General features: G+C 68.7%; 18 protein-coding genes. 14 read left to right on the forward strand and 4 right to left on the reverse strand.

Annotation, left to right across the window (positions count from 1 at the left end; translation table 11 throughout):
• Window positions 1-18: 18 nt before the first annotated feature.
• Complete coding sequence (locus tag CLV43_RS41835) at window positions 19-597, reverse strand: NINE protein (protein WP_245887432.1); 579 nt, start codon at window positions 595-597, stop codon at window positions 19-21.
• 413 nt (window positions 598-1,010) lie between these two features.
• Between CLV43_RS41835 and CLV43_RS41840 the strand changes: the two genes are divergently transcribed.
• The 9 genes from CLV43_RS41840 (at window position 1,011) to CLV43_RS41880 (ending at window position 7,825) form a co-directional block, all read left to right on the forward strand.
• Entirely contained in the window at window positions 1,011-1,331 is a 321-nt protein-coding gene (locus CLV43_RS41840) for an ArsR/SmtB family transcription factor (RefSeq protein WP_106195766.1), read from the forward strand.
• Window positions 1,332-1,450: 119 nt separating this feature from the next.
• Complete coding sequence (locus CLV43_RS41845; protein WP_106195768.1) at window positions 1,451-2,422, forward strand: ParA family protein; 972 nt, start codon at window positions 1,451-1,453, stop codon at window positions 2,420-2,422.
• The gene (locus CLV43_RS41850; protein WP_106195770.1) at window positions 2,419-2,751 is read left to right on the forward strand and encodes a hypothetical protein; all 333 of its coding nucleotides are present in this window, start codon (window positions 2,419-2,421) and stop codon (window positions 2,749-2,751) included. Before CLV43_RS41845 ends, CLV43_RS41850 begins: the two co-directional genes overlap by 4 nt.
• Window positions 2,748-3,572 carry a segregation and condensation protein A gene (locus CLV43_RS41855; RefSeq protein WP_106195771.1) on the forward strand — a complete coding sequence of 275 codons (825 nt, stop codon included), beginning with the start codon at window positions 2,748-2,750 and terminating at the stop codon, window positions 3,570-3,572. Before CLV43_RS41850 ends, CLV43_RS41855 begins: the two co-directional genes overlap by 4 nt.
• On the forward strand, window positions 3,509-4,192 hold the full coding sequence (scpB, locus tag CLV43_RS41860) for an SMC-Scp complex subunit ScpB (protein WP_106195969.1): 684 nt from the start codon (window positions 3,509-3,511) through the stop codon (window positions 4,190-4,192). The genes CLV43_RS41855 and scpB overlap by 64 nt, the downstream gene beginning before the upstream one ends.
• Window positions 4,185-4,946 carry a pseudouridine synthase gene (locus CLV43_RS41865; protein WP_106195773.1) on the forward strand — a complete coding sequence of 254 codons (762 nt, stop codon included), beginning with the start codon at window positions 4,185-4,187 and terminating at the stop codon, window positions 4,944-4,946. Before scpB ends, CLV43_RS41865 begins: the two co-directional genes overlap by 8 nt.
• A 415-nt stretch (window positions 4,947-5,361) precedes the next feature.
• A complete protein-coding gene (locus tag CLV43_RS41870) occupies window positions 5,362-6,129 on the forward strand; it encodes an ABC transporter permease (RefSeq protein ID WP_106195775.1) in 768 nt (255 codons plus the stop codon).
• On the forward strand, window positions 6,126-6,929 hold the full coding sequence (locus CLV43_RS41875) for an ABC transporter permease (RefSeq protein WP_106195776.1): 804 nt from the start codon (window positions 6,126-6,128) through the stop codon (window positions 6,927-6,929). Before CLV43_RS41870 ends, CLV43_RS41875 begins: the two co-directional genes overlap by 4 nt.
• Window positions 6,930-6,943: 14 nt before the next feature.
• A complete protein-coding gene (locus tag CLV43_RS41880; protein ID WP_106195778.1) occupies window positions 6,944-7,825 on the forward strand; it encodes an ABC transporter ATP-binding protein in 882 nt (293 codons plus the stop codon).
• 1,113 nt (window positions 7,826-8,938) lie between these two features.
• Here CLV43_RS41880 and CLV43_RS41885 read toward each other — a convergent pair.
• Window positions 8,939-10,189 carry a 4-hydroxybenzoate 3-monooxygenase gene (locus CLV43_RS41885; protein ID WP_106195971.1) on the reverse strand — a complete coding sequence of 417 codons (1,251 nt, stop codon included), beginning with the start codon at window positions 10,187-10,189 and terminating at the stop codon, window positions 8,939-8,941.
• A gap of 185 nt (window positions 10,190-10,374) precedes the next feature.
• Between CLV43_RS41885 and CLV43_RS41890 the strand changes: the two genes are divergently transcribed.
• From CLV43_RS41890 to CLV43_RS41910, 5 genes are all read left to right on the forward strand, one after another.
• Complete coding sequence (locus tag CLV43_RS41890; protein WP_106195780.1) at window positions 10,375-11,403, forward strand: ABC transporter substrate-binding protein; 1,029 nt, start codon at window positions 10,375-10,377, stop codon at window positions 11,401-11,403.
• Between the two features lie 487 nt (window positions 11,404-11,890).
• A complete protein-coding gene (locus CLV43_RS41895; RefSeq protein ID WP_245887434.1) occupies window positions 11,891-14,830 on the forward strand; it encodes a sensor histidine kinase in 2,940 nt (979 codons plus the stop codon).
• Window positions 14,827-15,249, forward strand: a complete 423-nt coding sequence (locus tag CLV43_RS41900; protein ID WP_106195782.1) for a roadblock/LC7 domain-containing protein — start codon at window positions 14,827-14,829, stop codon at window positions 15,247-15,249. The genes CLV43_RS41895 and CLV43_RS41900 overlap by 4 nt, the downstream gene beginning before the upstream one ends.
• Before the next feature lie 29 nt (window positions 15,250-15,278).
• Window positions 15,279-15,869, forward strand: a complete 591-nt coding sequence (locus CLV43_RS41905) for a GTP-binding protein (RefSeq protein WP_106195784.1) — start codon at window positions 15,279-15,281, stop codon at window positions 15,867-15,869.
• Window positions 15,870-16,101: 232 nt separating this feature from the next.
• Window positions 16,102-16,611, forward strand: coding sequence for a snapalysin family zinc-dependent metalloprotease (locus tag CLV43_RS41910; protein WP_245887435.1), 510 nt, complete (start codon window positions 16,102-16,104; stop codon window positions 16,609-16,611).
• A 449-nt stretch (window positions 16,612-17,060) separates the two neighbouring features.
• On the opposite strand, the gene CLV43_RS41915 is transcribed toward CLV43_RS41910, so the two are convergent.
• Both CLV43_RS41915 and CLV43_RS41920 read right to left on the reverse strand, forming a co-directional pair.
• Entirely contained in the window at window positions 17,061-19,103 is a 2,043-nt protein-coding gene (locus tag CLV43_RS41915) for a diguanylate cyclase domain-containing protein (protein ID WP_106195785.1), read from the reverse strand.
• A gap of 91 nt (window positions 19,104-19,194) precedes the next feature.
• The gene (locus CLV43_RS41920) at window positions 19,195-19,992 is read right to left on the reverse strand and encodes an SAM-dependent methyltransferase (protein ID WP_106195787.1); all 798 of its coding nucleotides are present in this window, start codon (window positions 19,990-19,992) and stop codon (window positions 19,195-19,197) included.
• Window positions 19,993-20,130: the final 138 nt, after the last annotated feature.

The following is a 20,130-nucleotide window of genomic DNA, read 5'->3' on the forward strand; positions in this document are numbered from 1 at the left end:
AACCAGACCGCCGGAGACCTAGTCCCGCAGCTTCCGCCCCTGCGCGTCCGTCCCGCCGTTCACCAGCAGGATGATCCCGTCGACCAGCGCCCAGATCCCGCAGCCGCCGCACGTCAGCAGCTGCGCGACGGCCATCCCGGTGTGCCCGGTGTAGAACCGGCCGACGCCGAACCCGCCGAGGAAGAGCTGGAGGATCCCGGCGACGACCTTCGACTTGTCCGACAGCGCCATCCCGGTCATCGGGTCGACCCCGTAGGGCGCGAAGCCCGCCTGGTAGCCGCCGGTCGCGTAGCCGCCGGTGCCGTAGCCGGGCGGGGGCGGGCCGTAGCCGGGAGGCGGTGCGCCGTAAGGGGGTGGCGGCACCTGGTAGGACGGCGGGGGCGGGACGACCAGGAACGGCGGGTGCGGCTGCGGCAGGTCCGCGAACAACGAGCCCAGCTCGGCGACGGTCTGCGCGGCCGACGCGTAGGCGACGCGCTGCTCGTACTCGCCGATCTCGATCCGGCCTGCGGCGAAGTGGTCGTTGAGGGCGCGGATCGCTTCTTCGCGCTGCTGGTTGCCGATGCGCACGGAGTTCGGCTCGAAAGGTCCTGACACGGCGGGAACGGTATCCGATCGGTCACCTCCGACCGCCCCGAAACGCCAACTCCCACCCGGCCAGGGCAGGCGCGGTCGCGGGGACTCCCGGCCCGCCGCGGCGACCGCCGCCGGAGCCGCCGCGGAAGAACTCCGGCGCGGTCGTCCCCGCGGCGGCATTCTTTCGCCACCCGCCTGATCGGAGGATGACTCCACGTCCACGTCGCGCATGCCCGTCGCGGGCGCGTTTCCGGGCTGACTGCGCAGGTCTGCACGGTGGTGGCGGTCACGGCGCCGTGAGGGGCCGGCAAGACCCCGCGCAGGCGCGTCGGTTCGTGACAATGAGGGTTTCGTGAACATCGCCGATCTTTCGACGGCCGCGGGTACGGTGTGCGCACCTTGCAGTCCCACCGGAGCGGGAGGTACCGCGTACCGTGCCGAACCTGGACGAGCCGGAGGCGTCGGCCATCGAGCTCTCGGCGGTGTTGCACGCGTTGAGCGATCCCACGAGGCTCGCCGTCGTCCGGCAGATCGAGGCCGACGGCGAACGCCTGTGCGGCGCGATGGCCGTGGACGTGGCGAAGTCGACCCTCTCCCAGCACCTGAGGGTGCTCCGCGAGGCGGGTATCACCAGGACCCGGTGCTGCGGCAACCAGCGCTGGGTGTCGTTGCGCCGCGACGACCTGGAGCAGCTGTTCCCCGGACTGCTCGACGTGGTCCTTTCGGCCGCCGCCCGGATGGAGGCGGTGCACTGAGCCGACCGGCCGACAGCCACCGGAAATAGGCTTCGGGCGCTACGGCGAGGCGCGTTGCCGCTGTCGAGTCACGGCCTTAGGCTGCGCCCAGGTCGAGGACTACGAGGAGTTAGGTTGCGATGTCGACACCGGAGCACGTGGAGGGCAGGACGTTCGACGTTCCCCCGCCGCAGCCGCCCGGTGTGCCCCGCGCCTCGGTCGAACTGAGCCTAGCGCCGCACGCCGCACCGCACGACGAGGACGCGGCGGAGCAGGAGGCCGGTGAGATCGGCCCGACCGGCAGAGTCCTGCGGTTCACCGCCGACCCCGAGCCGGTCGCCCGGCACGGTCCCGCGAAGATCCTCGCGATCTGCAACCAGAAGGGCGGGGTCGGCAAGACCACGTCCACGATCAACCTGGGCGCGTCGCTGGCCGAGTACGGCCGCAAGGTGCTGCTGGTGGACTTCGACCCCCAGGGCGCGCTCTCGGTCGGCCTCGGCATCCACCCGCACCAGCTCGACCAGACGATCTACAACGTGATCATGGAGCGCGCGGTCGGCGTGCAGGACGTGATCATGGAGACCGGCGTCGAGGACATGCACCTGCTGCCCAGCAACATCGACCTGTCCGCGGCCGAGATCCAGCTCGTGTCCGAGGTCGGCCGGGAGCACACGCTGGTGCGCACCCTCCGCCCCGTCATCGACGACTACGACTACGTGCTGGTCGACTGCCAGCCGTCGCTCGGACTCCTCACGGTCAACGCCCTCGCGGCGGCTGACGGCGTCCTCATCCCGCTGGAGTGCGAGTTCTTCTCGCTGCGGGGGGTCGCCTTGCTCATCGACACCATCGAGAAGGTCAGGGAGCGGTTGAACCCGAAGCTGGAGATCACCGGGATCGTCGCCACGATGTACGACCCGCGCACCCTGCACTCCCGCGAGGTGATGGCGAGGGTCGTGGAGGCGTTCGGCGACATCGTGTTCGACACGGTCATCAACCGGACCGTGCGGTTCCCGGAGACCACGGTCGCGGGCGAGCCGATCACCAAGTGGGCGCCCCGTTCCGCGGGCGCGAAGGCCTACCGCGCGCTGGCGCGCGAGGTGATCGCCAGGTGACTCGTCGCGCCTCGTTGCCCGGCGCGTCCGAACTGTTCCGCCCGACCAGTCTCGTGCGCCCGACCGACCCCGAACCAGCCCAGCCCGCGGCACCGGACCGCCCCAGCACCGGCCGCCAGAAGCACGACACGAAGATCACCGTGTACGTGTCGGACGAGGAGCTGCTCGCGCTGGAGCACGCGCGGCTGTCGTTGCGCGGCACGTTCGGGCTGGCCGTGGACCGCGGCCGCATCGTCCGCGAGGCCATCGCGGTGCTGCTGGCCGACCTGGAGGAGCACGGCGAGCGCTCGCACCTCGTGCGGAGGCTGCGCCAGGGAAGCGAGCGGTGACCGGGGAGCCCGACGTCGCCGTCGACGCCGACCCGGCGAACGGCAGGTTCACCGTCAACCTGACCAACTTCCAGGGCCCGTTCGACCTGCTGCTCCAGCTCATCTCGGCGCACACCCTCGACGTGACCGAGGTCGCGCTGCACACCGTGACCGACGACTTCATCGCCTACATCCGGGCGATGGGCGACGAGTGGGACCTCGACGAGACCACCGAGTTCCTGGTCATCGCCGCCACCCTGCTCGACCTCAAGGCCGCCCGGCTGCTGCCGCAGGGCGACGTGGAGGACGAGGAGGACCTGGCCCTGCTGGAGGCGCGCGACCTGCTGTTCGCGCGGCTGCTCCAGTACCGGGCCTACAAGCAGGTGGCGGCGCTGTTCGGCGAGCTGGAGCAGGGCGCGGCCCGCCGCTACCCCCGCTCGGTCGCGCTGGAACCGCGCTACGAGGGCCTGCTGCCCGAGGTCATGCTCGGCGTGACGCCGAAGAAGTTCGCCGACATCGCCGCGTCGGTGTTCCGCCCCAAGCCGCCGCGCACCGTGTCGCTGACGCACCTGCACGTCGCCAAGGTGTCGGTGCGCGAACACGTGAACCTGATGCGCGAACGGCTGATCGCGGCCGGTCAGCTCACGTTCAGCGAGCTGGTCGCCGACTGCGAGGACACACTGGGGATGGTGGCCCGGTTCCTCGGGCTGCTGGAGCTCTACCGCGAGACCGTGCTGGCGTTCGACCAGCCCGAGGCGCTCGGGGAGCTGCTGGTCCGCTGGATCGGCGACGACGACGCGCCGCCGCCGGTCGAGCCCGACGGAGAAGAGGAGTACGGGTGACCCAGCCGGTCGCGCCGGAGCCCGTGGTCGGTCCGGAGGAGGAAGACGAGGTCGAGGTCGTCGAGACCGGACCGGACCTGTCCGACGACGCCGAGCTCGAGGGCGCGTTGGAGTCCGTGCTGCTCGTGATCGACTCGCCCGCGAGCGAGAAGCTGCTCGCCGACGTGTTCGGCCAGTCGGTGAAGCGCGTCACCCAGACCCTCAAGCGGATGTCCGCCAGGTACACCGAGTCGGGCAGCGGTATCGACCTGCGTAGAATCGGCGACGGCTGGCGGTTCTACACGCGAGACCGGTACGCGCCCTACGTGGAGAAGCTGCTGCTCGACGGGCAGCGCGCCAAGCTCACCAGGGCCGCTCTGGAGACCCTCGCGGTGATCGCGTACCGGCAGCCGGTCACCAGGGCGCGCATCGCCGCGGTTCGCGGGGTCAACGTGGACGGTGTGATCCGCACCCTCGTCGCCCGCGGGCTGATCAGCGAGATCGGTACCGACAGCGACACTGGTGGCATCCTTTACCGCACGACCGAACTGTTCCTGGAGCGGTTGGGCCTGTCGTCCCTCGCGGACCTGCCCCCGATCGCTCCCTTGTTGCCCGAAGTGGATGCGATCGACGATGTCTGAAACCCGTTCCGCGCGGCCCGACCCCAACGACGAGGGGATCCGGCTGCAGAAGGTGCTCGCCAAGGCGGGGATCGCCTCGCGGCGGGTCTCGGAGGAGCTGATCGACCTCGGCCGCGTCACCGTCGACGGCGAGGTGGTGACCGAGCAGGGTCGCCGCATCGACCCGGACACCGCCGTCGTGCACGTCGACGGCGTCCGCGTGGTCCTCAAGGAGGACGTCGTCACGCTGGTGCTGAACAAGCCGCGGGGCGTCCTGTCGACCATGCACGACGACCAGCACCGCCCGTGCGTCGGCGACTACCTGCACGAGCGCCGCGAGCGCCTGTTCCACGTCGGCAGGCTCGACGCGGACACCGAGGGCCTGCTGCTGCTCACCAACGACGGCGACCTGGCCCACCGGCTCATGCACCCCTCCTACGAGGTCCCCAAGACCTACGTGGCCGAGGTGCAGGGTCCGGTCGCCAAGGACGTCGGCAAGCGGCTGCGCGCGGGTGTGGAGCTGGAGGACGGCTTCGCCCGCGTCGACTCGTTCAAGCTCGTCGACTCCATGCCGGGCAAGGCGCTCGTCGAGGTGATCCTGCACGAGGGCCGCAAGCACATCGTGCGCCGCCTGCTCGACCACGTCGGCTACCCGGTGTCGAGCCTCGTGCGCACGCACATCGGCGAGGTCCAGCTGGGCAACCAGCGGCCCGGTTCGATGCGCGTGCTGAACCGGCAGGAAGTCGGCTCGCTTTACAAGCTTGTGGGACTTTAACCCGCGTTGTTCCCCGCGCCCTTCGGGTCCGCCGGTCATGCCGGTGGGCCCGTTTCGCGCACCCCGGACGTGGAATTCTGGCCGCACGGCGTGGAATGGTCGGTGCGGGCGTGGACGGCGTTCCCGTCGGGGGCGTGGATCGCGCTTCTCCGGCGTTGGTGGGGTACGACGAGGAATGCGCTTGCCCGTGGGCCGTGCGACCGCTGTTAGGGCATCCAGGTCGCCTTGGGGCAGCGGGATCGACGGTCCTCCCACGTGGGTGGCACCGCTGTGGCTTCAGTGTTGACTGAAATTGACCATGTTATTCACGTATCACTTTGTGAAGTTTCCTCGGCACTCATTGTGGCTTCGGGTGTCCAGTCTCTAGATTGGTCCGGGTCGTCCCGGAAGTTGATCAACTGGAGAGGCGTTCGGCGTGCGTGCCCTCACCCGAGGTGTGCTCGGCGTGGTCGGGTTCCTGATTCTGTGGGAGCTTTTCGGCCGGTTCGGGTTCGTCTCCGCGCAATACCTGCCGCCACCAAGTGTGGTTTTCGGCGAGCTAGGCAAGTTGTTGGGTGATGAGCAGTTCCTCCGCGACGTGATCGCGACGGTGCTGTCCCTGCTCATCGCAGTCGGAGTGGCCGTGGGGATCGCGGTTCCCCTTGGTCTGCTGCTGGGCAGCGTTCCCGCTGTCCGGTACGCGACCAGGGCCGTGGTCGAGTTCCTGCGACCCATTCCTTCGGTGGCCACGATCCCGTTGGCCATCATGTTGATCGGGATCGGACCGGAGACCAAGATCTCGCTCGCGGTCTACGCGGCGATCTGGCCGATCCTGTTCAACACGATCTACGCGCTCGACGAGCTCGACCCGTTGCTGGTGGAGACGGCGAAGGTCTTCGGCACCGGCAGGGTAGGCGTGATGTTCTCCGTCGCGCTGCCCAGCGCGCTGCCGTTCGTGTTCACCGGCATCCGGCTGGCCGCGACGACGGCGCTCGTCGTGCTGGTCAGCGTCGAGCTGCTGCTGGGCGGGAGTCCGGGGCTCGGGCAGTTCATCATGGTCGCGCGCAGCGGCGCCGGGCGGATGGACCTGGTGCTCGCGGGCACCGTCGTCGCCGGCGTGCTCGGCTACCTGCTCAACGAGGGCCTCGAACGGGCCCAGCAGCGCTGGTTCGGCTGGGACACCGCCATCGGAGGCCGGTCGTGACGAACTTCTTCAAGCGCTGGGTCGTGTTCGTCGGCCTGCTCGTGGTGTGGCAGGTCGTCACGGTGTACACGGACGATCCCTTCTTCCCGCCGCCGAGCGACATCGGCGAGGCGGCGTACAAGCTCTGGCTGTCCGGTCCGCCGGACAAGCTGTTCCTCACCGACGTGGTCTACGACGACGTGCTGGACAGCCTGACCAGGCTCCTGGGCGGGTGGGCCATCGCCGCCGTCGTGGGGATCTCGATCGGCATCGCGCTCGGCAGGTCCAGGACCGCGCTCGAGTACACCGGACCGGTGCTGACGTTCATGCGGTCCATCCCGCCGCCCGCGCTGGTGCCGGTGTTCATGCTGCTGTTCAAGATCGGTTCGTTCATGCAGCTGGCCACCATCGTGTTCGGCATCCTGTGGCCCATCCTGCTCAACACGATCGACGGCGCCAGGACCGTCGACGCCACCAAGGTCGAGACGTCCAAGGTGTTCCGCGTCCCCAGGGTCCAGTGGGTCCTCGGGGTCGTGCTGCCCTCGGCCGCGCCGAAGATCTTCGCCGGGCTGCGCGTCTCGCTGTCGCTGTCCCTGGTGCTGATGGTGGTGTCCGAACTGGTCGGCACCGACAACGGGATCGGTGCCCAGCTCCTGTTGGCGCAACGGGAGTTCGACTACGCCAACATGTGGGCGGGCATCGTCCTGCTGGGCGTCATCGGCTACGTGCTCAACTCCCTGCTGCTGGTGGCCGAACGCCGAGTGCTCGGCTGGCAGCCGAAGCAGGAGCACAGCAAGCCCGCACAACTCGCGACGGTATAGGGGACTGACGACATATGACCGCCATGCTCGAGGTGGCCGGACTCGGCCACACGTACCAGGCGAAGGACGGGGCGCACCGCGCCATCGACGGACTGACCTTCACCGTGGGCGCGGGTGAGCTGGTCTGCGTGGTCGGCCCGTCCGGTTGCGGGAAGTCCACGCTGCTGCGCACCATCTGCGGTCTGATCAAGCCCACCGAGGGCGGGATCAGCTTGCACGGCAACGAGGTCCACGGCGTTCCGGACGACCTCGCCGTGGTGTTCCAGGACTACAGCCGCTCGCTGTTCCCGTGGCTCACGGTGCAGCGCAACGTCGAGTTCCCGTTGCGCCGCAGCCTCGGCCGCTCCGCGCGGCGCGCCCGTGCCGCGGAGGCGCTGGCGCTGGTGGGGCTGGACAAGGCAGGCGGCAAGCACCCGTGGCAGCTCTCCGGCGGCATGCAGCAGCGCGTCGCCATCGCACGGGCGCTGGCCTACCGGCCCGCGCTGCTCATCATGGACGAGCCGTTCGCGTCGGTGGACGCGCAGACCAGGTTCGAGCTGGAGGACCTCCTGCTGAAGGTCAAGCGGGAGAACAACACCACGGTCCTGGTCGTCACGCACGACATCGACGAAAGCGTTTACCTGGGCGACCGGGTGCTGGTGCTCTCCAGCTCCCCGGCGGCCGTGGTGGCCGACCTGAGGGTCGACCTGCCCGTGCACCGCAACCAGATCACCACCCGCGAGTCGGACGCCTTCGTGGCGCTGCGCGGCGAGGTGGCCAGGCTGCTGCACGTCGACCGCACGGCGGTCGGCACGCCCCGGAAGGTCGACAACGAGGCCGCGGTGGCCGCGAAGTGGGCCGAGGCCGAGCGCGCGGCGCTGCTCGAGGCGCAGGCGCAGGAGCGCGCCACCAACTGAGTTCTCCCGCAGGCGCGTGAAACCGGGCGCCCTTGGCAACTCCCGTCATCGGGGGTTCCAGGGGCGCCTGCGCCGTTTCAGGGCCTTTTCCTTCCCCCGTGGGTGTTCTGGGACGTTCGAGGCGTGGTCCCACCCGCGTCTCAATTGGTGACTTTCGTCTTCCCGCACGAAATGTTCGCGACTTGGAATGTGCGGCCGTAATCGGGTGTGTGGGGTAGGACACACTGGGCTGTCAACCGCCGTGTTCCGCCCTGTCCGGGACAGGATTTGCGGACCAGATGACCGCATCGAACGGTCTGATGGCACCGGAGAGACGTCCGTTTTCGGTCCTGGCTATGGGATTTCGGTTACCGAACGTTGCGTGTCCAGATCGAGACCCGGCGGCTTCATGATCGGGTGTGGACACTCGTTAACGCTCGTTTCCCTGACGCGCAAGGCAAATCGTCGGACCGGACCGCCGGTCCAAGGCGTCCACAAAGGTCTTGTCCCATGCCTTTGCGCGCCCTCCGGCGCCGCTGTCGGGGTGCTCCCGGGCAGTCCCAGGACCGCTGCGGGACGCCCTGGGAGGGCGGTGGAGACCCTCTCCGGTAGCCGTGCGGGACCCGTGCCGGGAAGCCCGACGATCGGCCCTACCGGCGTGCGGGCGACCTGTGAATGCGGTTTCCCCTTGGCTTGTTCGCGATTCGCCGCACCTGTTCCGCGTATCCTGCGCGGCGCTGTGGAGCCGGGGCGGTCATCGGGTGGGGATTGGGTGCCGATGCGCGGTCGAGGGCTCCTGGGCGGTCACCGCCGTTCTGCGGCCCACTGGATTGGTGGCCAATGCAAACCGTCCGGTCCGCCATTCCGGCCCATCCCGCCGGGTGGCCCAACAAAAGGGGTCGGATGGCCCTCGGCGAATCCGTCCTCGCGCATCCGCTTCCTGTGGTATCCGGTCAGCGGTGTCCGCTGGCGCCGGTGCGGCTGTCCACTCCACGACGAACCCGATCGGGGGGAATGGGCAGCCGCCCTGCCGGTGATGGTCGAATCGTCTCTTCGACCTCGACGACGAGCGTCTTCGGCGTGCCGTTGTCGAAAGGTGTTAACAATTCGGCCCCAGAGCTATCCCGCGGTGTGTTATTCGCGCGTCGCGGTGGCCTCGTAGAGGCCCGTACCCGAATAGGAGGCGCCCACGTAGTCCTGGGCGAACGCGGCGGCTGCCGCCGGCGACTCGATCAAGTGCTGCAACCGGGCGTGACCCAATCGGCTCATGAACGGTTGCTCGTTCCGGTGGATGAGGTCCACCATCCACTGCGAGAACTCCTGCGCACGCCACACGCGGCGCAGGCAGATCGCCGAGTAGTCGTCCAGTCCCGTGGTGGACTTGTGGTCGTAGTAGGAGACGATCGCGTCGGCGAACACCTCCGCGTCGTTCAGCGCGAGGTTCATTCCCTTCCCGCCCATCGGCGTGATGATGTGGGCGGCGTCGCCCAACAAGTAGAGCCTGCCGTAGCGCATCGGCTCGACCACGTGGGAACGCATGTCGAGCACGCGCTTCTCGATGATCGGCCCGGTGGTCAGCGACCAGTCGCTGTCGCGCAGGGCGAGGCGTTTCTTCAATTCCGCCCACACCTTCTCGTCCGGCCAGTTGTCGACGTTCTCGCCGACCGGCACCTGGAGGTAGAAGCGGCTCACCGTCGGACTCCGCAGCATGTGCCCCGCGAATCCGTCGTCGTGCAAGGCGTAGATGACCTTCTCCGTCGAAGGCGGCGCCTCCGCCAGAATGCTGAGCCAGCCGATGCCGTGCTGGTGGGTGAATTCCTCCACCGCACCCTCCGGAATGCTCTTCCTGGTGACGCCGTGAAAGCCGTCGCACCCGGCGATGAACGAGCAGTCGAGGCGGTGCCGGTTGCCGTCCTTCGCCGTCCACGACACCGACGGCTTGTCGTCGAGCACGTCGTGCAGCTCGACGTCGGTGACCTCGAACCTGATGTCGCCCCCGCTCGCGAGGTACTGCGCGACGAGGTCCTTCACGACCTCCTGCTGGGGGTAGACGTAGTGCAGCTTGCCCTCCGACAGGTCGGAGTAGTTCAGCTCGTGCGCCTCCCCGTTGACCCGGAATTCGCACGCACTGTGAGTGTCACTCTGAGTAAGCAAGCGGTCGGCCAGACCGTGCTGTTCCAACATCCTCACCGAGCGGTCTTCGAGCATTCCCGCGCGAGGTCTCGTTTCGATGTACTCACGAGTGCCGCGCTCGAGCACGACGCAGGGCACGTCGGCTCGCCGCAACAGGTTCGCGACCATCAAACCCGCAGGTCCCGCGCCTACGACCACCACGGGACGGGTTGTGCTCTGAATGGTCCATTCGAGATGAGCTTGTCTCACCATGTACCCCTGCCTCTGGACGGCCTGTGCAAAGATGCTCACCGAAGGTAGTGGATTTCACCTTCGTGTGTCGGTCGACCGGGGTCTTGGTGAACCGCGAGTGTCACTTTGAGTGGCTAGCCGCAGCGACTGGTCGATCGAGCATCCCCCGCAACGAACGCCCCGCTCCAACCAGGAGAGTGCCCCACATGACTCGAAGAGTCGGCCGCCACGCACGCATGATCGTCGGCGGTTTGTCCGTCCTCGCGATGCTCACCTCCGTCGCAGGTTGCGGCCTGCTGGGCGGCAAGGAGGCGGACGCCCCCGCCACCTCCGCGGCCGCCGACGGCAAGGTGGAGAAGCCCTCGATCAACCTTGGTGTCCTCAACGTCCTCGACGTGGCCTCGGTCCACGTCGCGCTCAAGAAGGGCTACTTCAAGGACGAGGGCCTGGACGTCAAGCTGACGGTCCTCGACACCGGCGCGGCGTCCATCCCCGCCCTGGTCAAGGGTGACCTGGACTTCTCCTTCGGCAACTGGGTCTCGTTCTTCTCGGCCGAGGCCAAGGACGCGCTGAAGGACGTCGGCGGGTTCAAGCTCGTCTCGGACGGCTACCAGGCGAAGCCCGAGATGTTCCTGCTCCTGGGCAAGAAGGACGGCCCGGTGAAGGGCCCGAAGGACCTCGCAGGCAAGACCATCGGGATCAACGCGAAGCGGAACATCGCCGAGCTGACCGCGAAGGCCACGCTGGAGGCGAACAACGTCGACCCGAACGGCGTGACGTTCAAGGAGATGAAGTTCGGCGACATGCAGGCGGCGGTGGACAACGGTTCCGTCGACGCGGCGTTCATGGTCGAGCCCTTCATCACCAGTGCGCAGCGCTCCGCGGGTCAGGTCACGGTGATGGACGCGGCCTCCGGCCCGACCGACAACATCCCGATCGCCGGCTACACGACGTCCGGGAAGTTCGCGAAGGAGAACCCGAAGACCGTCGCCGCGTTCCAGCGCGCGATGGCCAAGGGCCAGAAGGACGCCGCCGACCGCTCCATCGTGGAGCCGCTGCTCCAGGACTACGCGAAGGTCGACAAGGAAACCGCCAGCCTGGTCCACTTCGGTGAGTACCCGACCAGCCTGGACGCGACGCGGCTCCAGCGCGTCGCGACGCTCATGAAGACGTACGGCCTGCTGGACAAGGAGCTCGACGTCAAGCCCCTGATCATCGCCACCCCTGGTAGCTGACGAATCAGGCAACTGCGGGGAGCCTTGCGGCTCCCCGCAGTTGTTTCCGGGTCGTCACGTCCGGGAAAATGTCCGGAAGCACCTCGGTTAGCGAGTGTTTAGTGGGGTTCTCACCCCCTTGACTCATACTGGTTGATTTCAAAACGACCGGCGTCGTCCGCCAAATGGCGGTATGACTGGGGCCGCTTTTACTCGAAGATCCACCAGGTTTGTACAGACGTTTCTTTCATCGGCTTGGAAGCTGGGGAGTGTGCTGACGGTGCGCGGTCACGGTGACCCCGCGTCCGGATCCGATCCGGAGCGAGCCCGACAAGAGTCGGATTCCGAGGGCGGTAGACCTGCTTACTCGGTTCCGACTTCGAATTCCGCGTCATCCCGTCCCGCTGCCGGCGGTGGGGATGGTCGCGCTGACACGGATGCGCAGGCCTCGGTCGGCGGCATCCGACGCTGGCGCCTGACGAACTGGCGCCTGCGCAGCAAGTTGGCGGTGGTGCTGCTGGTCCCCGCGCTGAGCACGCTCGCGCTCGCGGGACTCCGCCTCAACAGCCAGCTCGACGACGTCGAGCTGTTCGGCAAGGTCCAGCGCGAGCTCGCGCTGAGCGCGCAGGCCGCGTCGGTGTCCAACGCGATCCAGCTCGAACGCGACACCGCCGTCCACTTCGTGGCGGCCGGGCGTTCGGACAACGCGATCAGCGCCGAGCAGGTGGCGCGTTCTGGCAAGGTCGACGTCGAGGTCGGCAAGTACCGGGACGTCGCGGCCGCCACCGAGGGAATCGACCCCGCGGTGGCGGAGGCGTTCCAGAAGTCGTTGCAGTCGCTGGACAACCTCAGCTCGCTGCGCAACACCATGCTCACCACGAAGTACCCCGACGCCTCGGTCCTCAGCGGTTACAGCCAGATCCTCGCCGCGGTGAACCAGGTGCACCGGGTCGCCGCGAGCAGCGTGAGCAACCCGCGGCTGAACCCGCTGTCCGAGGCCAACCTCGCGCTCTACAGCGCGCAGGAGCAGTTGACGCAGCAGAACGCGATCCTCGTCGCGACGGCGAGGCGCGGCGGGTTCGCGCCCGGCCAGGTGGCCTCCCTGCGGTCCGCGCAGTCCAGGTTGGACGCCGCGTTGACCGACTTCACCGCCGCCGCCTCGCAGGAGAACCGCCAGCTGTTCCAGGACGTCGTGAGCGGTGGCGCCGTCGACGGCCGCAACCGGCTCGTCCAGCTCGCACTGGTGCAGCAGGAGGAGAACGACGAAGGACGCGTGGAGATCGGCGACGCGGACGTCCTGCAGGCCGGTGAGGAGACGGCGAACCTCCTCACCACGGTCTCCGGTGACATCCAGAAGCAGATCGACGTCGAGACCACCAGGCTGATCGACGTGGGTCGGGCGAACGCGTGGCGCGACGCGGCACTGGTGCTCGTCGCCCTCATCATCGCGTTCGGCCTCATGGCGATCGTCGCCCGCTCCATGATCATCCCGCTCAGGGTGCTGCGCCGCACCGCCCTGGACGTGGCGCGCAACCGGCTCCCGGAGGCGATCCAGAGGATCCGCCAGCACCGCGACCCGGAGCGCGCAGCGGAGGAAGCCCTCTTCCCGGTGCCGATCAACACCACGGAGGAGGTCGGCCAGGTGGCCCGCGCGTTCGACGCGGTGCAGCGCGAGGCCGTCCGCCTCGCGGTCGAGCAGGTGGCCCTCCGCGCGAACGTCAACGACATGTTCATCAACCTGTCGCGTCGCAGCCAGGCGCTCGTCGAGCGCCAGATCGGCGTGATCGACCGGTTGGAGCAGGACGAGCAGGACCCGGACCAGCTCGCGAGCCTCTTCGAGCTGGACCACCTCGCGACGCAGATGCGCCGCAACAGCGAGAACCTCCTGGTGCTCTCCGGCACGACGGTCAACCGACGCGTCACGCGCCCGGTGCCGGTGTCCGAGGTGCTCGGCGCCGCGGTGTCCGAAGTGGAGAAGTACGCCCGGATCCAGATCGCGCCGGGGCCGGAGATCAAGGTGCAGGGCCGGGTCGTCAACGACCTCGCGCACCTCATCGCCGAGCTGCTGGACAACGCGACCGCGTTCTCCAAGCCCACCACCAAGGTCACGGTGCGGGCGACGGAGACCCGGCGCGGCGAGATCGCGATCCGCATCCACGACCGCGGTGTCGGCATGCAGGACGACGACATCATCGAGGCCAACCACAAGCTGAGCGAGCCGCCCGAGGTCGACGTCTCCGTCGCCCGCGAGATGGGTCTCTACGTGGTCGGCCAGCTGGCCAAGCGGCACGAGATCCGCGTGACGCTGACCAACAACGACGACATCGAGGGCGGTGTCACCGCGCAGGTGGTGCTGCCGGTCTCGTTGCTGCACAAGGGCGCCTCGCAGCTCCCGCCCCCGCAGCCCGCCCGCGCGTCGAACGCGGCGAGCTTCGAGCAGCACCTGTCCGGCGAGTCCGAGTCGACCGGCGTCGGCGTCATCGCCGGTGTCCCGAAGTGGACGCCCGGCCAGGTCGACACCGGCCAGTTCGACTCGGCCCAGTTCCCGCAGGTGATGCGGACGCCCGACGAGGACCCGCACGCGGAGCACCTGGTCGAGCGGACCTCGACCGAGGGGCTGTTCACCGCGACGGTCGCGGGCATGCCCGTGGCCCCCGAGGGCGTCGAGCAGATCGACTACTCGTACCCGCCCGCCGCGGAACGCACGGCACTGCCGCGCAAACCCCCGGCGAAGCCGAAGGTCGAGCCGGTCACCGAGCGGCTGCCGATCTACGAGGACGTGCTGTCCCGCTGGTTCCAGGGCGGCGAGGTGACCGAGCCCCCCGGCAAGGGCGCCGCGGCCGTGCCCGCTAGCAACGGCAACGGCAACGGCAAGGCCGCCAACGGCAGCGAGGCGACGGAGCTGTTCGCCCCGGTGGGCACCCTCGAGGCGCCCGCCCAGCGGACCGCGTCCCCGCAGCTGCCCAAGCGGGAGGTCCAGGACACCCCGCCGATGCCGGTCCGCAAGAAGGCACCGCGGCTCGACCAGCTCCCGACCCCCGAGGCCCCGGCCGCGTCCTCCAAGGCCGCCGCCGACTGGGGCGGCGCGGACGAGGGCTGGCAGACCGCGAACAAGGTGCTCAAGACCGCGGTGGACGACAAGACCACCGCCGGTCTGCCCAAGCGGGTTCCGAACGCGCGTCTCATCCCCGGTTCGCCGAAGCAGCAGGCGGCGCCCGCGAAGAGCAGCGCGCCCACCGGTCAGAGCGGCCCGAGCGGGCAGTCCGCCTCGGTCGCCACGACCGCGCCTCCGCGGAGGCGATCGGCCGAGCGGCTGCGGCAGCAGTTCGCGACCTACCAGCGCGGTGTGCAGATGGGTCGCGAATCCCTCGACGACATCGAGTCGTGGGACAGCCCCTTGTTCAGCACGACCTCAGGGGACATGAGCGCAGAGAAGGAGCAGCAGTGACCACCACGTCCGAAGAACTGGACAACTTCAGCTGGCTGGTCGAGGACTTCGTCAGCCGAGTGGCCGGTGTAGCGCACGCCATCGTGGTGTCCGCGGACGGCCTCCTCCTGGCGGGGTCCGAGCGGCTCCCGATCGACCGTGCTGAACAGCTGGCCGCGGTGGCGTCGGGACTCGTCAGCCTCAACCAGGGCGCGGCGCGCTGCTTCGAGGCGGGCGAGGTCCGGCAGACGGTGGTCGAGATGGAGCGGGGCTACCTGTTCCTCATGTCGATCAGCGACGGCTCCTGCCTCGCGGTGCTGGCCGCCCCCAACTGCGACATCGGGCTCATCGGCTACGCCATGACCCGGCTGGTCGAGCGGGTCGGCATCCAGCTCACGCCGGAGATCCGCTCGCAGCTCCACGTCTCGATGCGCGGCTGAACCACTACTCAGGAGAAAGCAGACCAGCGATGAGCTCTGGTGCTCTCGGACGACCGGGGTCGCCCGCCAAGCCCACCATGTCGACGAAGATCGTCGTCGCGGGCGGCTTCGGCGTCGGCAAGACGACCTTCGTCGGCTCGGTGTCCGAGATCGTGCCGTTGACCACGGAGGCGGTGATGACCGAGGCCAGTGTCGGCATCGACGACCTGTCGGCGACCCCGAACAAGGTCACCACCACCGTGGCCATGGACTTCGGCCGCGTGTCCCTGGACAGCGACCTGATCCTGTACCTGTTCGGCACGCCCGGTCAGCACCGGTTCTGGTTCATGTGGGACGACCTGGTGCGCGGCGCCATCGGCGCCGTCGTCCTGGTCGACACCCGCAGGCTCGACGACGCGTTCGCCTCGATCGACTTCTTCGAGGACCGCGAACTGCCCTACGTGGTGGGGGTGAACTGCTTCGACGGGCTCATGCACCACAAGGTGGAGGACATCCGCGAAGCGCTCACCATCGCGTCGTCGGTCCCCATCGTGCCGTGCGACGCGCGCAACCGGCAGTCGACGAAGCAGACGCTGATCACGTTGGTGGAACACGCGTTGCGCCAGCCGACGTACGCGTGAACCGAGCAGAGGGTTCCCGGCCGCACCGCGGGGTGTGACCACGAGCCCGACCCCGAGTCCGACCCGAAGGGCCGCGGCCGCCGACCGGCGACCGCGGCCCTTCGGCGTCACCGGATCACATTAACCGTTCTTGCGGTCGGCTCGGAGACGTCGTTACGGTCGAAATCCCTGCAAGTTCCCTCCCCTGCGACGAGGAGAACTCATCGTGTTCCGAAAAACTGTTGGTGCGCTGGTGGCGGCGGTCGGCGTGGTGGGCCTGGTCGGCCTGCAAGCGCCCGCCGCATCGGCGGATGTCGTTGTAGCCGCGCGGACGTTGACGTACAACGCGAGCGGAGCGGCGGAGTTCAAAGCGGCGGTGGACGCCGGCGCGGCCGTGTGGAATTCGAGCGTGGCCAACGTGAAGCTGGTGTCGACCACGTCGTCCAGCGCGAACATCCGGGTGGTGGCGGACAACGGGTGGCCGCGCGCCCAGACGACCAGCCTGGGCAACGGGACGGTGTGGATGGGCCGGGAAGCGACGAACGAGGGGTACAACCCGACTCGGATCGCGGCTCACGAACTGGGGCACATCCTGGGGCAGCCGGATCGGAAGCCCGGGCCTTGTACGAGCCTGATGTCGGGGAGTAGCGCGGGGATCGGGTGCACGAACCCGAATCCGAATGCTCGGGAGAAGGCGGAGGTTGAGGCGGCGTTTCGGACGTTGAAGGCTGCTGGGGTGTGGCGGGGGGAGTTCGTGGATTAGGGGGTGGTGAAGGCCGGGGTTCGGCTTTCTCGCCTCTCGTAGCTCGGTTCCGGCTGTCTCGCTCCTGGTGAAGCTCGGTTCCGGCCCTCTCACTCGTGGGGAAGCCCAGCCCCCGGCGCGCGATTGTCTCAATGCCCGATCTTCGTTGTCAAGACGGTAAAGCTGTCTTGACAACGAAGATCGGGCAGGAGGGCGCTGTGGATCGGGGGCAGAGGGGGAGTCTGGCTTCGCCAGCTATCAGGCTGCGCCTGACTCAAGCATCGGACTCCGTCCGACAAAGCATCCTCGGCTTCGCCGTTGGACAAGGCATCCGCGCTTCGCGGCGGACAGGGTATCCGCGCTTCGCGGCGGACAAGGCCCCAGGCGCTTCGCGCCGGATGCGCGCTGGCGGGCTGCGCCCAACGGGGTGGGGGTGGCGGTAGGTTTTGCCCTTGGTTTTGCGTTGGTGGTTAGTACTCGTCTGGTGCTGGTTGGGTTGGTAGTAGTAGGTCGACGCCGATTGATCTGTACCACTTGGACTGGTCCGGGGTGGATTCTTCGGCGATGACTAGGGCGCCGGTTTCGTGTAGTAGGGGGATTAGGGCGGCTGTTGCTGCTTTGGCGATTTTGCTGTCGGGGGTTGGTGCGAGTATTACGGCGTGTGGGGTGTGTTGTTCCACAATGGACAGTTCTTCGGTGTTGCCGGTGAGGTCGTGCAGGAGTACGTGCACGTCCATGTCCTTGAGCACCGCGAGGTTGTCTTCGCCTTCCACGTCGGTCATGCCCTGTAGGGAAAGGCTGAGCCAGAGGTGGTTGGGGGGTAAGCCGGTGGTGGTGAGGATGGTGCCGATGGTTCTGGTGAGGTCCGGGTCGCGGGTGTATTCGGGGGAGAGTCTTACGAGGACGGGTAAGGAGTCCGGGTCTTCTGAGGCTCTGGTGCAGGCTTGGGTGAGGAGGGCGTGGGCCAAGGGGATGGTGTGGCCTAGCTCGTCGGCGTGGTCCAGGCAGTCGGTGTGGTGCAGGACGGTGTCGTCCTGGAGTTCCCAGCGCAGGTTGGCGATCGTGGCGGTGTTGTCGACGGGCTGGAACTCGGTGTAGATGTCGCCGGTGGCGAGGGCGCCGGGTAGTGCGGCGAGGAGGACCAGGCGGGGGCGGTTGATCTTGTCCTGGTCGTGGTCGTAGTAGGCCCACTGGCGTTTGCCCTTGCGTTCCGCGCCGCGCAAGGTGCTGTGGGCCTGGCGGACGAGGGTTGCGGCGTCGGTGCCGCGGGCGGAGGTGCGGACGAAGCCCATGCACGCGGAGACGGCGGTGGAGCGGTGGCCGTCGATGGTGATGGGGGCGGCGAGCGCGGTGTCGACGGCCTCGGCGAGCTGGGAGATGCTGGGGGTGGTGGGGGAGTCCTTGACGAGGATGACGAACTCGTCGCCGCCCGCCCTGGCGACCATGGCGGTCTCGGACGAGACGACGGCGGTGAGCCTGCGGGCGATCTCGGTGAGGACGCGGTCACCGGCGTGGTAGCCGAGGCCGTCGTTGATGATGGCCATGCTGTCGACGTCGAGGTAGCACAAGGTGATGGTGTCCGGGACGCGCAGACCGCCGAGCACCTTCTCCAGGTGCGGCAGGAAGCTCTGCCAGTTCGGCAGGCCGGTCAGGACGTCGTGCAGGGCCTGGAACCGCAGGTACTCGCGGAGCCTGCGCTGGTCGGTGACGTCCTCGGTGACGGCGACGTAGTACTTCGGGCGGTCGTCGCTGTCGCGCACGACGGACAGCACGACGTTGGCCCAGATCTCCTCGCCGCCCGCGCCGGTGAAGCGGTGCTCGAAGCGGGAGCTCTCCTCCATGGCGACGAGCATCCGGTGGCACGACGTGCGCAGCTCGGCGAGGTCGTCGGGGGTGAAGACCTCGTCGGGGACGTCGGCCTCGTGGCCGAGCATGCGGACCAGGGCGGGGTTGACCTCGACGAGGTCGCCGGGCAGGTCGAGGATCGCGATGCCCGCCGCGGAGCTGGCGAAGACCTGGCGGAAGCGGGCCTCGCTGTCGTGCAGCTCCTGCTGGGTCTCGGTCAGCGTGAGCAGCAGGGAGTTCCTGACCTTCTCCTGCTCCTCGAAGATCTGGTTCCGCACGGCGTTCGCGTACCCGGCCGACAACGCGCTCAGCACGAACGTGACGCGGTCAGCCAGGTCCGGCACGGCGGTGAGGGCGGGGTCGGTGCGCAGGGCGGGACCGAGGAGGTCGACGGTGGCCTGGAGGCTGCGCTGCCCGGTGTAGCGGGAGGCGACGAGCCAGTCGCCGACCGAGCCCGCCGGGTCGGCGGTGAACTCCTCGGCGCGGAGCAGGGCGACCAGCGCGGCCACGTGCGCGTCGAGCTCGCGCCTGATCCTGCGCCGCGCCATGGGCGAGTAAGCGGTGCGCGCCAACGACTTCGCCCACCGCTCGCCGAGCGCCGGACGTGCGAGGTCCACTTCGGACGGTGCGCCGTCGGCAGAGTGCTCGGGTCCCCGGATCGTGCTCATCGTTCTCTCTTGGTGCGGCGGGTGCTCGGGTCGACGGGGCGTCGCAGGGGGTTCGGACGTCGCAGGGCTGGGCGTCGCAGGGCTGGGTGGATCAGGGCTTGCGGCCGACCACCGCGTACAGGTTCGCGCGGTTCGGGTCGTCGCCGACCTCGTCGGGCGTCTCCGGCCGCCACTCGGGTGTCATGACCAGACCGGGCTCCAGGATCTCGAGCCCGTCCACCATGCGCAGCACCTCGGCGGCGGTCCGCGGGGTGATCGGCTCGGCGGTGCTGCGGAAGACGTCCTTGCCCGCGGCCATCGCCTCCGGCATCCGGTCGGGGGTGAAGTGCGACAGCGCCAGGTAGCTGCCGGGGCTGAGCGCGTCGCGGTAGCGCGCCAGCAGACCCCACGGGTCGTCGGAGTCCGGGATGAACTGGAGCACGCCGACCGCGAGCAGGCCGACGGGCTCGGAGAAGTCGAGCAGGGACGCCTTGGCGAGCACGTCCTCCGGCTCGCGCAGGTCGGCGAGGACGGCCGTGGCGTTCGGGTTGTCGGCGAGCAGCAGCTCGGCGTGGGTGATCGCGACCCGCTCGAAGTCCACGTACACGACGCGGCACGACGGGTCCGCCTCGTGGGCGACCTCGTGCACGTTGCCGACGGTCGGGATGCCCGAGCCGAGGTCGAGGAACTGCCGCACGCCGAGGCCCGCGAGCTCGATGACGACCCGGCGCAGGTAGGCGCGGTTGAGCCGGGCCATGTCGCGGACCGGCAGGACCTTGATCAGCTCCTCGGCGGTGCGCCGGTCGGCGGCGAAGTTGTGACCACCGCCCAGCAGGTAGTCGTAGATGCGCGCCGAGCTGGGGAGTTCGACGTCGACGCCCTCCGGAACCCATTCGACCCGGTCGACCACACCGCACCTGCCCGTTCTCGTGCCGCGTCCACTCCGAAGACGACCACCCTACCGATGAGGGCCATCGACCGAATGGCTCACGCCGAGGTTCACCCGTGTGCCGGATGGCCGCGTGCCCGTGCCGGGAGGACGGCAGCC

The sequence above is a fragment of the Umezawaea tangerina genome, from assembly GCF_003002815.1.
Taxonomy (GTDB): Bacteria; Actinomycetota; Actinomycetes; order Mycobacteriales; family Pseudonocardiaceae; genus Umezawaea; species Umezawaea tangerina.

Coding starts and splice junctions, on each gene's coding strand:
- CLV43_RS41885 (WP_106195971.1), bottom strand. CDS start 10,189: ATGGTGAGACAAGCTCATCTCGAATGGACCATTCAGAGCACAACCCGT.
- CLV43_RS41845 (WP_106195768.1), top strand. CDS start 1,451: ATGTCGACACCGGAGCACGTGGAGGGCAGGACGTTCGACGTTCCCCCG.
- CLV43_RS41890 (WP_106195780.1), top strand. CDS start 10,375: ATGACTCGAAGAGTCGGCCGCCACGCACGCATGATCGTCGGCGGTTTG.
- CLV43_RS41880 (WP_106195778.1), top strand. CDS start 6,944: ATGACCGCCATGCTCGAGGTGGCCGGACTCGGCCACACGTACCAGGCG.
- CLV43_RS41865 (WP_106195773.1), top strand. CDS start 4,185: ATGTCTGAAACCCGTTCCGCGCGGCCCGACCCCAACGACGAGGGGATC.
- CLV43_RS41915 (WP_106195785.1), bottom strand. CDS start 19,103: ATGAGCACGATCCGGGGACCCGAGCACTCTGCCGACGGCGCACCGTCC.
- CLV43_RS41905 (WP_106195784.1), top strand. CDS start 15,279: ATGAGCTCTGGTGCTCTCGGACGACCGGGGTCGCCCGCCAAGCCCACC.